Annotated in this window: 16 protein-coding genes and 1 tRNA gene; 9 read left to right on the forward strand and 8 right to left on the reverse strand. The window is 69.9% G+C overall.

The genetic code is table 11. From position 1 onward, the window contains the following. The first annotated feature begins 11 nt into the window (after positions 1-11). Positions 12-263 (forward strand): DUF2530 domain-containing protein, encoded by a 252-nt coding sequence (locus tag QM619_RS14455; protein WP_415110120.1) that lies wholly within the window; start codon positions 12-14, stop codon positions 261-263. Positions 264-309: 46 nt separating this feature from the next. On the opposite strand, the gene QM619_RS14460 is transcribed toward QM619_RS14455, so the two are convergent. The 3 genes from QM619_RS14460 to QM619_RS14470 all read right to left on the reverse strand — a co-directional run bounded on the left by QM619_RS14460 (position 310) and on the right by QM619_RS14470 (position 2838). Then, entirely contained in the window at positions 310-1596 is a 1287-nt protein-coding gene (locus QM619_RS14460) for a citrate synthase (RefSeq protein ID WP_415110123.1), read from the reverse strand. Positions 1597-1681: 85 nt separating this feature from the next. Then, a complete protein-coding gene (locus tag QM619_RS14465; protein ID WP_415110126.1) occupies positions 1682-2449 on the reverse strand; it encodes a DUF3027 domain-containing protein in 768 nt (255 codons plus the stop codon). A gap of 2 nt (positions 2450-2451) precedes the next feature. After that, positions 2452-2838 (reverse strand): cold-shock protein, encoded by a 387-nt coding sequence (locus tag QM619_RS14470; protein WP_415110128.1) that lies wholly within the window; start codon positions 2836-2838, stop codon positions 2452-2454. Positions 2839-2964: 126 nt separating this feature from the next. Here QM619_RS14470 and QM619_RS14475 point away from each other — a divergent pair, with 126 nt between their 5' ends. The 4 genes from QM619_RS14475 (at position 2965) to QM619_RS14490 (ending at position 6131) form a co-directional block, all read left to right on the forward strand. Then, complete coding sequence (locus QM619_RS14475) at positions 2965-3792, forward strand: hypothetical protein (protein WP_415110131.1); 828 nt, start codon at positions 2965-2967, stop codon at positions 3790-3792. 232 nt (positions 3793-4024) lie between these two features. Then, positions 4025-4603 carry a hypothetical protein gene (locus QM619_RS14480; protein WP_415110134.1) on the forward strand — a complete coding sequence of 193 codons (579 nt, stop codon included), beginning with the start codon at positions 4025-4027 and terminating at the stop codon, positions 4601-4603. After that, on the forward strand, positions 4603-5235 hold the full coding sequence (locus tag QM619_RS14485) for an NUDIX hydrolase (RefSeq protein WP_415110136.1): 633 nt from the start codon (positions 4603-4605) through the stop codon (positions 5233-5235). The genes QM619_RS14480 and QM619_RS14485 overlap by 1 nt, the downstream gene beginning before the upstream one ends. Further along, positions 5235-6131 (forward strand): cation diffusion facilitator family transporter, encoded by an 897-nt coding sequence (locus QM619_RS14490; protein WP_415110139.1) that lies wholly within the window; start codon positions 5235-5237, stop codon positions 6129-6131. The genes QM619_RS14485 and QM619_RS14490 overlap by 1 nt, the downstream gene beginning before the upstream one ends. Positions 6132-6145: 14 nt before the next feature. Here QM619_RS14490 and QM619_RS14495 read toward each other — a convergent pair whose 3' ends face one another. The 5 genes from QM619_RS14495 to QM619_RS14515 all read right to left on the reverse strand — a co-directional run bounded on the left by QM619_RS14495 (position 6146) and on the right by QM619_RS14515 (position 11079). Next, positions 6146-6850, reverse strand: coding sequence for a copper homeostasis protein CutC (locus QM619_RS14495; protein WP_415110142.1), 705 nt, complete (start codon positions 6848-6850; stop codon positions 6146-6148). 64 nt (positions 6851-6914) lie between these two features. Continuing rightward, a complete protein-coding gene (locus tag QM619_RS14500) occupies positions 6915-7166 on the reverse strand; it encodes a hypothetical protein (RefSeq protein WP_415110145.1) in 252 nt (83 codons plus the stop codon). Further along, a complete protein-coding gene (locus tag QM619_RS14505) occupies positions 7166-8626 on the reverse strand; it encodes an MFS transporter (RefSeq protein WP_415110148.1) in 1461 nt (486 codons plus the stop codon). Before QM619_RS14505 ends, QM619_RS14500 begins: the two co-directional genes overlap by 1 nt. Before the next feature lie 204 nt (positions 8627-8830). Then, positions 8831-10456: a chaperonin GroEL gene (gene groL / locus QM619_RS14510; RefSeq protein WP_415110150.1), complete on the reverse strand. Its 1626-nt coding sequence runs from the start codon at positions 10454-10456 to the stop codon at positions 8831-8833. 338 nt (positions 10457-10794) lie between these two features. Continuing rightward, a complete protein-coding gene (locus QM619_RS14515; protein ID WP_415110153.1) occupies positions 10795-11079 on the reverse strand; it encodes a DUF3263 domain-containing protein in 285 nt (94 codons plus the stop codon). Between the two features lie 165 nt (positions 11080-11244). Between QM619_RS14515 and manA the strand changes: the two genes are divergently transcribed. From manA to QM619_RS14535, 4 genes are all read left to right on the forward strand, one after another. Further along, the gene (manA, locus tag QM619_RS14520; RefSeq protein WP_415110156.1) at positions 11245-12435 is read left to right on the forward strand and encodes a mannose-6-phosphate isomerase, class I; all 1191 of its coding nucleotides are present in this window, start codon (positions 11245-11247) and stop codon (positions 12433-12435) included. 165 nt (positions 12436-12600) lie between these two features. Continuing rightward, positions 12601-12673: transfer RNA gene (locus QM619_RS14525), tRNA-Thr, on the forward strand. Position 12674: 1 nt separating this feature from the next. Then, positions 12675-13277, forward strand: a complete 603-nt coding sequence (locus QM619_RS14530; protein ID WP_415110159.1) for a class I SAM-dependent methyltransferase — start codon at positions 12675-12677, stop codon at positions 13275-13277. Positions 13278-13464: 187 nt separating this feature from the next. After that, positions 13465-14688, forward strand: a complete 1224-nt coding sequence (locus QM619_RS14535) for a S49 family peptidase (protein WP_415110161.1) — start codon at positions 13465-13467, stop codon at positions 14686-14688. Positions 14689-14826: the final 138 nt, after the last annotated feature.

The following is a 14826-nucleotide window of genomic DNA, read 5'->3' on the forward strand; positions in this document are numbered from 1 at the left end:
ACAGTTGAACCGTGACCCCCGACCACGATCACCAGCTGCCGACCCTGCAGGCTCCAGTGAAAGCACTGGATCCGCACGGGGTGCAGATCGTCGGCCTCGGCACGGCGCTGTTCGCGATCGGGACGCTGGTCTGCTGGTGGCAGCTGCCCGCGCTGGTCGCCGCCGACAAGGGCTGGTGGCTGTCGACGGCCCTGGTCGGCACCGGTCTCGGCGTGCTCGCCCTGATCGTGCTGCTGATCCTGCGCCACCGCCGGCTGCACTGAGTCGGACGGGTCTCGACCGGCGAGAACGGGTCTCTACCAGCGACGGTCAGCGCTCGCCGCGCGGCGCCCAGTCCTGGTCGGTCGGGCCGGTGTAGATCTGCCGCGGACGGTAGATCCGGCCCTTGGGATCGTCGTTGAGTTCTTTCCAGTTCGCGATCCAGCCCGGCATCCGGCCGATGGCGAACATCACCGTGAACATCTCCGACGGAATGCCGATGGCGCGCAGCAGGATGCCCGAGTAGAAGTCCACGTTCGGGTACAGCTTGCGCTCGATGAAGTAGTCGTCCTCCAGCGCCGCCGCCTCCAGCTCGCGGGCGATGTCGAGCAGCGAGTCGGTCTTGTCCTGCTGGGCCAGCACCTCGTCCACGGACTTCTTCAGAATCCGGCTGCGCGGGTCGAAATTCTTGTAGACCCGGTGCCCGAAGCCCATCAGCTTCACGCCGGCGTCCCGGTTCTTCACCCGTGTGACGAACTCCGACACCGGCATGCCCGAGTCGTAGATCTGCTGCAGCATCTGCACCGCGGCCACGTTCGCGCCACCATGCAGCGGACCCCACAGCGCGCAGACGCCGGCGGCGCAACTGGCGAACAGATTGGCCTTCGAGGACCCGACCATGCGCACCGTCGAGGTCGAGCAGTTCTGTTCGTGGTCGGCGTGCAGCATCAGGAACAGGTTCAGCGCCGCCGCCACCTCGGGGGTCGGCTCATAGTTCCGGTACGGCACTGAGAACATCATGTGCAGAAAGTTCTCGGCATATTTGAGGTCGTAGCGCGGGTACACCAGCGGCTCGCCGACGGACGCCTTGTAGGCGGCCGCGGCGATGGTGCGGACTTTGGACATCAGCACTGCGGCGGCCCGCTCCATGTCGGAGTCGTCGTCGATCTGGATCACGCCGTGGTCGTGGGCGCTGAGGGTGTTGATCATCGCCGACAGGATCGCCATCGGGGGCGCGGTCTGCGGGAAGGCGTGGAAGTGCTTGCGCATCACCTCGTCGATCATCGCCGACTCGCCCAGCAGCGCCGAGAACCGGTCCCGCTCCTCGACGGTGGGCAGCGAGCCGAAGATCACCAGCCAGGCGGTCTCGACGAAGGACGACCGTCCGGCCAGGTTCTCGATCGGGATGCCGCGGTAGCGCAGGATGCCCGCGTCGCCGTCGATGTAGGTGATCGCCGACCGACACGACCCAGTATTGCCGTAGCCGTCGTCCAGAGTGATGTACCCGGTGGTCGCCCGGAGCTTGGAGATGTCGATGGCGCGTTCGCCCTCGGAACCGACCACGGTGTCGAGTTCGTAAACAGTGCCGTCAATTTCGAGCCGGGCAGTTCCGGACATATGCGCTCCTTCGTCTCAGGGTGCCGCTGGGGCACACGATAACGGGTCCCGACCCGGAAGCGTCCACCAGGCGGTCCGCCCAGAGTCAGAAGATGCTGGTGTCGATGCTCATGGTGTCCCAGGCCGGCGGTGGCGGCTGTTCGCTGCGGCCGGGCTCGGCGATGTCGGAGTGCGCGCCGCAGCCGTGATCGCGGCTGACCACGTGACCGTCGCTCGGCGTGTATTCGTTGGCGCAGACGCCGAAGACCCGCCCCAGCGACCCGGACAGGCTGATGAAGTAGGCGCAGGTCTCGCACACCCCGGACGCCTGCGCGGTCATCGGGTTGTCGGGGCCACCGTCGCCGGCCAACCAGCGCTCGGCGGCCTCGTCGCGTCCGAACGGCGACAGCACGCGCTCACGACCCAGCCCCCGCTCGGCGACAACGGCGCGGGTGGCGGCCCAGTCGGCCGGCTCCATGTCGGGCGGCATGTCGGCGGACGTGAAGCCCGGCTCGACCCGCGGATCGTTGTCCGGGGTCGGCATGATCACGCCCGGCGACAGATCGCCGGCGCCGACCCGCTCTGACCAGGGCACCCAGGCCGGGGCCAGCAGCGCGTCCGTCGCCGGCATCAGCGTCACCTCGTTGACGGTGACCGCCCTGGCACGCGAGGCACGCGCCACGGTGACCTGCCAATTCCACCCCGGGTAGCCCGGATGCGGGCACTCGAACAGGTGGGTCACCACACGGGTGTCCTCGACGAACATTCCGCAGTGGGCACCGACACCCATCGCCCCGGCGCGGTTGACCGCCGCCGTCCTGGCCAGGTCGACCGCCTCGGCACAGGCGCGGTCAAGCGTCAGGAACGCCGCCATTCTCAGAGTTCCAACTCGTCGGCGACGGCGCGCAACACCGAGGCCACCTTGCTGGCCACCTTCGGATCGGGGTGGCGGCCGCGGCGGTAGCCGTTGCCGATGCCGTCCAGCATCTTGATCAGGTCTTCGACAATCACCGCCATGGCGTCCGGCGACTTGCGCGACGCCTTGGACAGCGACGGCGGCGCCTCGAGCAGGTGCACGCTGAGCGCCTGCTCGCCGCGCTTGCCGTCGACGATGCCGAACTCGACCTTCTGGCCGCGCTTCAGGCTGGTCGTGCCGGCCGGTAACGCCGACGCGCGGACGTACACGTCGTCGCCGCCGGTGTCCTTGGAGAGGAAGCCGAAACCCTTCTCCGCGTCGTAGTACCGAACCCTGCCTGTGGGCATGACCTTCTCCTGTTCCAACCGAATGCGGACACGCCACTAGGGCGGCGTTTCGGACCGCGTCGTCAGCCTATCGAACGGGTCCCCCGCCCGGCACCCGAACCGGGTCCGATGACTATCATGAGCCGCATGGCGAACTGGACGGACGGGCCCGAATACGCCCCACTGGACCGTCCGGCCGCCTTCCAGACACCCGCGGTGGCACCCTTGGAGACTCCGCCCGCGGTGCCCAACCCCGCCGCCGGCGCGCCGCTCGTGCCGCCCGCCTGGCAGCCGCCGCAGGCGTCCGTCGCCCCGTTGGAGACCTTGGTGCCCGCGACCAGCCTGCCGCCGCGTGACCCGCGGACCGAGTTCACCACGATCAGTTCGGCGGTGACCGCGGCGTCCGGGTGGGGCTCGGCGCGGACCGTCGGCGGGGCGACCCCGCCGGTCTGGACGCCGGACCAGCCGCTCGGCAATCCCGTGACACCCGAGGTCCCGGCGGCCACGGCGCCGCCGACGCCCAACTTCCCGCCGCCGCAGCAGCCGGCGCCGTCCTTCCCGCAGCCGGGGACGCCGGACTGGTTCGCCCCGCCGCCGCAGGCCCGCTGGCAGCCGCCGAACCGGACCGTCTCGATCGGCCAGCTGTGGCAGAGCACCACGCCCGGCGTCCTGATCTCGCTGCTGATCGGTGCCCTGGTCAGCCCGCTGTCGGTGGCGATGATCGCGCTGTCGGGGGCGCTGGCCGCACGGGTGCGCTACCGGACGGCGCAGGTGCGCCGCAGCTACCTGATCGCTTGGGGCGTCCTGCTGGTCACGGTGGCGTTCAGCCTGTTCGGCTCCGACTTCGACCTCGGCTACGCCTGGGACGTGCTGGCCGGCTGGGCACAGATGGCCTGCTGGGCGCTGGTGATCGTCGTCCCGCTCCAGGTGGGTGCCGGCGTCCGCGCCAACGAGCCGCCGACGCGGCGGTACTGAGCGGGCCGCGATGGATTCTTCCTCGGGGCTGGGCCGGCCAGGCCCCGGACAGCCCGAATTCGACCGGCCGGCCGACGGCCCGTGGTCGGTCAACCCGCCGCCCACGCCAGTCTCCCCTCCTCCCGACCCCACGCAGTGGGCCTCGCCCGCTGTGCCCGTTGCACCCCCTGCACCTACGGGGCCGCCTCCGCCGTCTCGACGTACCGGACCGGGCCGCCGGAGCGTCCGGGCCATGCTGGTCGTCGGGACGCTGGTGATCGCCGTCGCGCTCGGCCTGCTCGCTTGGCTGGTGCTGCCGCCCACCCCGGTCGCGCCGTCGGCGTCCTCGGTGCAGCCGAGCGTCCCTCCCGCGCCGGCGCCGGCCAGCCCGCCGCCGAGCGTGGTGCGCACACCGGACAGCCCGGGGCCGACCGTCAGCGCCCCGGTGACCGGGGGCACCATCGGGCAGCAGATCCGCTTCCGCGCCCAGGGTGGGGACGCCGAGGTCACCGTGACCGGGGCCAGCTGGGTCGACAACGGCGTCCTGGAACCGGACGAGGGCCTCGCCTACCTGGTCGTCGACGTCCGGTTCGAAGGCGTCTCCGGCGCTGTCACCACCGGTCCGTTCTTCACCGCGGTGCGCGAACCCGGCGGCACTGGGCACCTGATGACGGTCGGCGCCCAGCTCGACCGCCAGCTGGCGATGCGCATCGTCCGGGCCGGCGACGAGAACACCGGCCAGGTCGCCTTCGAGGTGGCCCGCGGACCGGTCACCTTCGAGGTGCTCGACGAGCTGCTCGAACCCATTGCGACCGTGGAGATACCAGGCTGATGACGCAACCGTTCCGTTCCCGCACCTTTGTCAGCGTCGCTCCCGAGGCGCGACCGGTGCGCAGCCGCCGCGCCGTCCGGGTGATCGTCACCGACGGCTCGCGGGTGCTGCTGCTGCGCGACAGCGATCCGGGCGTGCCCGGACTGCACTGGTGGATCACTCCCGGCGGCGGGGTCGATCCGGGTGAGGGACCCTTGCAGACCGCGGTGCGCGAGCTGGCCGAGGAGACCGGGCTGCGGGTCGATCCGGACGCCCTGCGCGGCCCGCTGATGCGGCGTTTCGTCATTCATGGCTACAGCGACCAGGTGCTCGGCCAGTCCGAGCTGTTCTATCTGCTGCGGGTGGACGAGCCGTTCGAGGTCGACACCTCGGGTTTCACCGACGACGAGAAGGTGACCATCGCGGCCTGGGACTGGCTGCCCGTGGACGCCCTGGCCGAGCTGCCCGAACAGGTCTGGCCGGTCACCCTCGGCGAGCTGGTGGCCCTCGACCGGCGGCCGGAACGCTGGCCGGTGGACCACGGAATGGTCGAGGAGTCCACGGTGGATGCGGGGGAACTCGGCCGGCAGGTCGCGCTAGCCTGGGCCGGCTCGCCGGCGGACTGGGCGGGCCTGCCCGACCCGGAAAGATGATGTCGACGACACCCGCTCCGGCCGAACCGGCCGACCACCGCTTCCTGGAGCGGTTCCTGTGGCTCTCCCTGGCCACCGCCGTCGCGACCGTGGTACTGAAGGCGATCGCGGCCGTGCTCACCAACTCGGTCGGCCTGTGGTCGGACGCCCTGGAATCGACGGTCAACCTGCTGGCGGCCGGCGTCGCGCTGTGGGCCATGCGGCTCTCTGCGAAACCCGCTGACCACAACCACGATTTCGGCCATGGCAAGGCCGAATACCTGTCGGCAGCGGTCGAGGGAACCCTGATCGTGGTGGCCGCGGTGGCGATCATCACGGGCGCCGTGAACCGGTTCATCCACCCGGTGCCGCTGGAGAGCATCGGCATCGGCGCCCTGCTGGCCGCGCTGGCGTCCGTGGGCAACCTGGTCACCGGTCTGATCCTGATCCGGGCCGGACGCCGGCACCGTTCGATCACGCTGGAGGCGGACGGCAAGCACCTGATGACCGACGTCTGGACGTCGGTCGGCGTCCTGGCCGGGATCGCCGTGGTCGGCCTGACCCATCTGATCTGGCTCGATCCGCTGATCGCGCTAGCGGTCGGCGTGAACATCGTGTTCACCGGAGTCGGGCTGATCCGGCGTTCGGTCGTGGGGCTGCTGGACGCCACCCTGCCACCCGAGGAGGTCGCCATCATTCAGCAGGCGCTGGTGCCGCTGACCGACGATCCGCGGGTGCATCTGACCGATCTGCGCACCCGCGAGTCGGGCCGGCAGCGCTTCGTCCAGGCCACCCTCACGGTGCCTGGGGAATGGACGGTGAGCCGCAGCCACGACCTGGCCGATCGAGTCGAGGAGGAGGTCGGCCGGGCGCTGCCCGGCACCGTCACCTTCGTCCACGTCGAGCCTACCGACTGAGCGGATTCTCCGGGTCAGCCGAGGGCGTGCCGGATCTCGGTGTCGATCAACCGACGCCAGGAATGCACCAGATCGGCGTCCACGTAGGCCTTGAGCGAGCCCTGCGGACGCGCCGGCGTGCCGATGTGGAAGGCGCGCACCCCGGCACGGGCCAGCCAGGGCACATGGTCGGGATGCAGCCCGCCCCCGGCCATGATCACCCCGGCCTGCCACGGATTGGCACTGGCTCGCTGCAGCAGCTCGTCCAGGCCGTGCTCGAGCCCACGTGAGGAACCGGCGGTGAGCACCTGGTCGAGCCGCGGCAGCCGGTGCAGCAGCGCCCAGCCGCGGTCGGGGTAAAGGCACCAGTCGATGGCCCGGTGGAAGGTCCACGGCCAGTCTCCGTCGGCGACCAACTCGCCGACGACCTGGGCGTCCACCTCGCCCATGCCGTTGAGGTAGCCGAGCACCATGCCGTCGGCGCCGGCGTCCGCGTAGCTGGCCATCAGGCCCTTCAGCCGGACGGCCTCGGCGCCGTCCGTGCCGAAACCGGGCCGCAGCCGCACCATCACCCGCAGCTGGATGGAGGTGGCGGCCCGCACCTTCTCGACCAGGGCAGGCTCGGGCGACAGTCCGCCCTCGTCCAGGGTTCCGCACAACTCGATCCGGTCGGCGCCGCCCGCTTCCGCGCGCTTGGCGTCCGCCGCATGGAGCGCGATCACTTCGAGCAGCCCGCTCATGGCCCCCATCATGGACGGCGGCGGCCCGGCTGGGTACGCCGGACACGCAGGCCGGCGACGGGTTTCACCAAGTGAATCCGGCGGTCTTCTCCAGCAGGACCAGTTCGACGCCGTCCGATTCCGCTAGCGGGCGCTCGATGTAGAGCGCATGGGCGCGGTCTGCGACGTTGGCCGCCACCCACGCCAAGGCGTCCGGCAGGTGCCCTCCGGTCAGGCGATATGAGGCCACGGTGTAGTTCTTCGTGAAGATGGCGCGGAAGACCGGCTGGTCATCCTCGACCATGGCGTCCCGCTCGTCGACCAGTTCGGCGATCATCACTCGGCCCCTCTCACTGCTGCCGGCAAGTATGCCGTGGAGTCGACGCCGCCGCGCGGCATCGTCAAGGCGGCCAGCAGAGTCCCGAGCGCGGCGATCGCAACCGCGACGAACACCCAGGTGCCGGCGGAGACTATGGTCGCGTAGTCCTGCTCACTGCGTCCGGCGGCGATCACGTTGGTGGCGATGGCGCCGAAGATCGCCACTCCGACCGCGCTGCCGGCCGACCGGGCGAACACGTTGATGCCGGTCACCACGCCGCGTTCGCTCCAGTCCACGGACGCCTGCGCGGCGACCAGCGACGGGGCCGCGATCCAGCCCAGTCCGAAGCCGGTGACGAACGAGACCGCGCCCACCGTCCACGGGTTCGGCCACGGGCCGCTGATCGCCAGGCCGATCGTCCCGACCAGGGCGATCGAGCAGCCGCGGAGCACCGTGGTCCGGTACCCGTGGGCCAGATAGAGCCGGCCGGCGATGGACGCCGACAGCGGCCAGCCCAGGGTGAGCGCGGCGACCGCGGCGCCGGAGATCAGCGGGACGGCGCCGAGGGCGTTCTCCAGGTAGGTCGGGACGAAGCTGGTGATGCCGATCAGCAGCGCACCGACGCCCAGCGACAGGGCGGTGGTGGTGAGGATCAGCGGACGCCGCAGAATCGCCAGATCGAGCACCGGTTCGGCGGCCCGGCGCTCGACGAATCCGAAGCCGACCAGCGCGGCCACCCCGATGCCGAAGCTGATCAGGCTGGGCAGCGACAACCAGGCCCAGACGTTGCCGCCCTCCAGCAGGGCCAGGATGAACGCGGTCAGCCCGACCGTGAGCAGGGCGGCCCCGGCGTAGTCGATGCGGTGCCGGCGAGGCTCCACCCGCTCCTGGTAGAAGCGGATCAGCGCCCAGCCGGCGACCAGGCAGAGCGGAATGTTGACGCCGAAGATCCACCGCCACGAGACGAACTGGGAGAAGACGCCGCCGAGCGCCGGCCCGACCACCGAGGCGATCGCCCAGACGCTGGCGATGTAGCCCTGGACGACGGCCCGCTCGGCGACACTGTAGAGGTCGCCGACGATGGTCATCGCCATCGGTGCGCTGGCGCCCGCACCCAGGCCCTGGATCACCCGGAAGACGATCAGCGAGGTCATATTCCAGGCCAGCACGGCGAGCACCGAGCCGAGCAGGAACAGTCCGACGCCGACCAGGATGATCGGTTTGCGTCCCACCGTGTCGGCCAGCTTGGAGTAGATCGGCACCGACACCGCCTGCGCCAGCAGGTAGACCGAGAACAGCCACGGGAACTGCTCGAATTCGCCCAGATCCTTCACCACCGACGGCACCGCCGTGGCCAGGATCGTCGAATCGATCGCGATCAACCCGGTGGTCAGCATCAGGGCCAGCAGCACCCGTCCGCGATCGGACCGGAACCCGACGCTGCCCCGTGTCGCCGCGGCACTCCCCGTTTCACTCACCCCTGTTCCAGCCCGATCCACCCCGCCGATATTCCCCAGTGGGCGGCCTCACCCGCCAACCCCCTCCCTAACTACTTCTGCCCTGCCACATGTGGGAGGGCAGAAGTAGTTAGGGAGGGGGTTGGCGGACGGGCGGGCCGGGGACGCCGAAGGGGCCGGACGCCGAAGCGTCCGACCCCCTTGGTTGCCAGTGCGGCGGGTGGCTCAGAAGTCCATGCCACCCATGCCGCCGTCGCCGCCGGCCGGCATGGCCGGAGCCTTCTCCGGCTTGTCGGCGATGACCGCTTCGGTGGTCAGGAACAGCGCCGCGATGGACGCCGCGTTCTGCAGCGCGGAACGGGTCACCTTGGCCGGGTCGATGATGCCGTTGGCCAGCATGTCGACGTACTCGCCGGTGGCCGCGTTCAGGCCCTGGCCGGACGGCAGGCCGGCGACCTTCTCGACCACGACGCCGCCCTCGAGGCCGGCGTTGCCGGCGATCTGCCGCAGCGGAGCGGAGCAGGCGCCGAGCACGATCTGCGCACCGACGGCCTCGTCACCAGACAGCTCGCTCAGCTCGACCTTCTTGGCGGCCTGCAGCAGGGCCACGCCGCCACCGGCGACGATGCCCTCCTCGACGGCCGCCTTGGCGTTGCGGACGGCGTCCTCGATGCGGTGCTTGCGCTCCTTCAGCTCGACCTCGGTGGCCGCGCCGACCTTGATCACGGCGACGCCGCCGGCCAGCTTGGCCAGCCGCTCCTGCAGCTTCTCGCGGTCGTAGTCGGAGTCGCTGTTCTCGATCTCCTTGCGGATCTGGTTGACCCGGCCGGCGATCTGCTCGGAGTCGCCGGCGCCTTCGATGATGGTGGTCTCGTCCTTGGTGACCAGCACGGACCGGGCCCGGCCCAGCAGCTCCAGGGTGACGGCGTCCAGCTTCAGGCCGACCTCTTCGGAGATCACCTGGCCACCGGTCAGGATGGCGATGTCGGTCAGCATGGCCTTGCGGCGGTCGCCGAAGCCGGGAGCCTTGACGGCGACCGACTTGAAGGTGCCGCGGATCTTGTTGACGATCAGGCCGGCCAGGGCCTCGCCGTCGACGTCCTCGGCGATGACCAGCAGCGGCTTGCCCGACTGCATGACCTTCTCCAGCACCGGCAGCAGGTCCTTCAGCGAGGACACCTTGCTGTTCGCGATCAGCACGTAGGGGTCGTCCAGGACGGCCTCCATGCGCTCGGGATCGGTGACGAAGTAGGGCGAGATGTAGCCCTTGTCGAACCGCATGCCCTCGGTCAGCTCCAGGTCGAGGCCGAAGGTGTTCGACTCCTCGACGGTGATGACGCCCTCTTTGCCGACCTTGTCCATCGCCTCGGCGATGATCTCGCCGACGGAGGTGTCGGCGGCGGAGATGGACGCGGTGGCCGCGATCTGCTCCTTGGTCTCGATGTCGGTGGCCTGCGCGGCCAGCTGCTCGACGATGGCGGCGACAGCCTTCTCGATGCCCTTCTTCAGGCTCATCGGGTTGGCGCCGGCGGTCACGTTGCGCAGACCCTCGCGGACCATGGCCTGAGCCAGCACGGTCGCGGTGGTGGTGCCGTCACCGGCGACGTCGTCGGTCTTCTTGGCGACCTCCTTGACCAGCTCGGCGCCGATCTTCTCGTAGGGGTCCTCCAGTTCGATCTCCTTGGCGATGGAGACGCCGTCATTGGTGATCGTGGGGGCGCCCCACTTCTTCTCCAGGACGACGTTGCGACCCTTGGGGCCCAGCGTCACCTTCACCGCGTCGGCGAGGATGTTCATGCCCCGCTCGAGGCCACGGCGCGCCTCAACGTTGAATTCGATCAGTTTTGCCATGGGTGCAGGCAATCCTTCTGCATCGGTGGGGCGCTCGGCCCCACGGTTAGTCAGGGTGGTCGGTCAGCGTCGATGCCCGCGACGGACGGCCCGGAGGGGCCTCACCGATCTGACCTGGGTGGCACTCTCACGGGGAGAGTGCTAACACATGTTTAGCACTCGAGGGTGCCGAGTGCAAAGAAGCCGGGTGGATCTGGCCACCTCAGGCGGCCGTGCCGCGACCAGACGTCAGGGATCGGACGGGACGGAGAGGACGGCAGTCGGCAATGCCGGGCGCGCACCTGTGACCGCGGTAGGCGCAGACCGGCGATCGGCACTCAGACGCGGTGGGTTGGTACTCAGACCTTGACGGTGTACCCCAGCCGCTTCGCCGAGCGCTCCCGCTGGCGGGTGGCACGCTGCCGGCGCAGCCGCTTGACCAGCAGCGGGTCGTGGGCCAACGCCTCTTCGGTATCGATCAGGTCGTTGAGCAGCTGGTAGTAGCGCGGGGCCGAGAGGTCGAACCGTGCGCGGATCTCGGCCTCTTTGGTGCCGTGGAACGACCACCACCGCTTCTCGAAGTCGAGAATGGCGGCCGACCGCTCACTGAGCGGTCCCACCGGCCGGGCGACGAGTTCGGACATGAGCCGATTCTAGGTCGAAATCACACCTGTGTCATTCGTCGCCCGTGACCCTGTCACTCCCACGGGTTACCCGGACGCAACGGGCCGCGGAAGGCGGTCGGCTAAAGTGAGGCTGCTCCGGCCGCCACGACGGCGTCCCTGCCAGGCCATCCCGAAGGACGAAAGATGCAGCCACTCAGCGGCACCGTGCAGCGGTACGCATGGGGCACCCACGACGCCATTCCAGCGATTCTCGGACGCCCGTCCGATGGCTCGCCGATCGCCGAATACTGGCTTGGCGCGCACACCTCGTCCCCCTCGCTGCTGGAGGGCGGCACCCTGGTCGAGCACATTGCGTCCGGCCCGCGGGTGCTCGGCAAACGCAGCCGTGAGGCGTTCGGCGAGCAGCTGCCCTACCTGATGAAGCTGCTGTCGGCGCGGCACGCGCTGTCGATTCAGGCGCATCCCTCTCGCGACCAGGCCATCGACGGCTTCGCCCGCGAATCCCGTGCCGGCATCCCGCTGGACTCGCCGGAACGCACCTACAAGGACAGCTGGCCCAAGCCCGAGATCCTGATCGCGCTGGAGGATTTCCACAGCCTGGCCGGCTTCCGCGATCCGCATCAGACCGCCGAACTGTTCGCCGGTCTCGGGGTGGCCGATCAGCTGGAGTCGGTGATCGGACCGCTCACCGAGCGCAAGGGCCCGGCGGCGATGGCCGAGGTCTTCCTCGACGTGCTCAGCCTCGACGACGCCCGCCACCATCTGGTGAACGAGACCGTGGCGGCAGCCATGCACCACCGCGACGACGACGGCGAACTCGGCGAGTTCGCCCGGACCGCCCTGGAACTGGACGCCGTCTTCCCGGCCGACCCGGGCATTCTCGCCGCGCTGCTGATGAACCGGCTGCTGCTCCGTCCGGGGCAGGGGCTGTTCGTCCCGCCCGGCATGATGCACGCCCACCTGCGCGGCACCGGCGTCGAGATCATGGCGAACTCCGACAACGTGATCCGCGGCGGGCTGACCACCAAGCACATCGACGTCTCCGAGCTGGTCGCGGTGGTCGACTTCAACCCGTGGCTGCCCGAGGTGCTGGAACCCCGGCGCACCCGCCGCGGCGTCTTCAAGTACCAGACGCCGTGCAGCGAGTTCGAGGCCTGGCGGATGTCGATCGACGACAGCACCGCGGCGGTCCGGGTGCCCGGACGCGGCTCGGCCCGCATTCTGCTGGTCACCAAGGGGCACTGCGTGCTGCACGACGGCGAGTCCCGGCTCGACCTGCCGAGCGGCCGGGCGGCGTTCCTGTCGGCCGAGGAGCGCGACGTGTTCGCCACTGGCACCGCCGAGCTGTACGGGACGTCGTCCGGCATCCGCTGAGCCCCGACACCCGTCATCCCGGACTCGATCCGAGACCCCCTCGCGCTCCGGAGATCCCGGCGTCCGCCGGGATGACGAAGGTGGGTGACGGAGGCGGGATGACGGAGAACCCTGGCGACGGGTACGGCACAATGGTGCCCGGCCGGCCGTCGGCGTCCGGTCGATGCCTCCGTAGCTCAGTTGGCAGAGCTCCCGCCTTGTAAGCGGATGGTCGCGGGTTCGAATCCTGTCGGAGGCTCGTGTTTCCCCGCAGCCAGTGGGCCGAGATCGTCGCCCGCGACCCCGGTCATTCCCAGCGCTACATCGACCGGTTCGCGATGCTCGCCGCCCAGGGTCAGGATCTGGTCGGCGAGGCCCGGTTGATCGACGCCATGGTCGGACGCGGCGCCACCATTCTGGACGCCGGCTGCGGCGCCGGCCGGCACAGCGGCTACCTGCATCGGGCCGGGCACCGGGTGGTCGGCGTCGACCTCGACCCGGCGCTGATCGCGGAGGCCGAGCGGGCCGAGCCCGGACCGACCTATGTGGTCGGCGACCTCACCTCCTACCAGCTGCCGAGCGATGCTCTGCAACGTTTCGACGCGATTCTGTGCGCCGGGAACGTGCTCGGCTTTCTGCACCCCGAGGCAAGACGTCCGGTGCTGGCCGGTTTCGCCGACCGGCTCGCCGACGGCGGCCGTGCCGTGGTCGGTTTCGGCGCGGGCCGCGGCTACCTGTTCGACGACTTCTTCGCGGACGTCGAGGCGTCCGGCCTGGGCCGCGAGCAGACCTTCGCGACCTGGGATCTGCGTCCGTTCACGCCCGAGGCGGGCTTCGTGGTCGCGGTGCTCGGCCGCGGCTGACCATTCGTCCGAGCAGACAGACGATTTCCGCGGTCCAGGTGGCGGGCTTGCGGTGTGTCGCAGGGTGGCCGGGTGACTGACCCGCCGATGTCGGGGCCGGACGTCTCGCCGGGGCCTGTCGGCCGGACTCGCGTCACGTAGGGTCCACAGAGAACGGAACTCCACGACCCCGACCAGGAGCCCAGCCATGACCAGCACCCCCGACCAGCACCCGAGCCCGACAGGCGAAGGCAGCCCCGCGTCCGCACTGCCGCAGGCCCAGCCGATGCCGATGATGGCGCCGGCACCCGTCTTCGTCCCCCAGCCGCCCCGCGAGCGCTCCTTCCGGCGCGGCTTCGGCCTCGGTGCCGGGGCCAGCCTGGGTGCCGGTGGGGTGCTGCTGATCCTCGGCATCGTCGGGTCGCTGATCACCGCGCTGATCTACGGCAGCGTCCTGGCCTCGGTCGCCAGCAACGCCAACGGACCGCGCATCTCCGGCCTGGAGACCATCTGGGGATCGCCGACCGCGACCACCGCCCAGACCGTCCTGGCCATCCCGGTCGAAGGCGCCATCGAGGGCGACAGCGGCGACGGGCTGACGCTGACCTCCTCCACCTACGGCTACGAGTTGGCCCGCACCCTGGACGAGCTGAAAGCGGCCGACGCGGCCGGTCTGGTGCTGCTGATGAACACCCCTGGCGGCAGCGTCAACGGCGCGCGAGCGATCGCGGACGCCGTGGAGCGGTACCAGAGCCGCACCGGCAAGAAGGTGGTCGCCTACGTCCGCGGGCTGTCGGCATCCGGCGGCATGTACGCGATGGCCGGCGCCGACAAGATCATCGCCGACTACGGCTCGCTGGTCGGCAGCATCGGCATCATCATGGGCCCGTTCTCCCGCTACAAGGACGTGGTCTCCACCTCAGGCACGATTCTCGAATCGGGCGTCACCACGACCGGCGGCATCACCGAGGAGTACCTCACCCAGGGCACCGGCAAGGACTTCGGCGACCCGTTCCGGGACATGACCGCGCAGGAGCGCAAAGTGCTGATGGACGGCCTCGCCAACGAGTACGACGGCTTCGTCGACTGGGTCTCCACGCACCGCGGCATTCCGGCGTCCACCATCAAGGACGACCTGGGCGCCTTCATCTACGACGGCAAGACGGCGATCGCGAAGAAGCTGATCGATGCCCAGATGGGCCCAGACGAGGCATTCCGCGACGCGGTGCAGCTGATGGGCCTGGACGCCGCGACCGCGCGGGTGGCGAGGCGGACGGCACCCTCGGCCCTGGAGCAGCTGCTCGGTGCCTCGTCCCGGATCTACGGCTACCAGGCGGCGGCCCCGTCCGGCACCAAGGCGACCAGCGCGATGTGCACCGGCGCCCCGCGGCCGCTGGCCTGGCACGGTCCGATGTCGACGATCTGCGGCTAAAAGTTCCGCTGGTCGCGGCCCACGCCGGTCACCGATCACAGGTCACCGATCGCGCGATCGGTGACGAGTTTCACCTTGTGTGACTGCTTTCGTGAAATAGCCCGAAAGCAGTCACACAACCCGAAAGCAGTCACCGAT

This window comes from Micropruina sp., assembly GCF_047606665.1.
Classification (GTDB): Bacteria; Actinomycetota; Actinomycetes; order Propionibacteriales; family Propionibacteriaceae; genus Micropruina.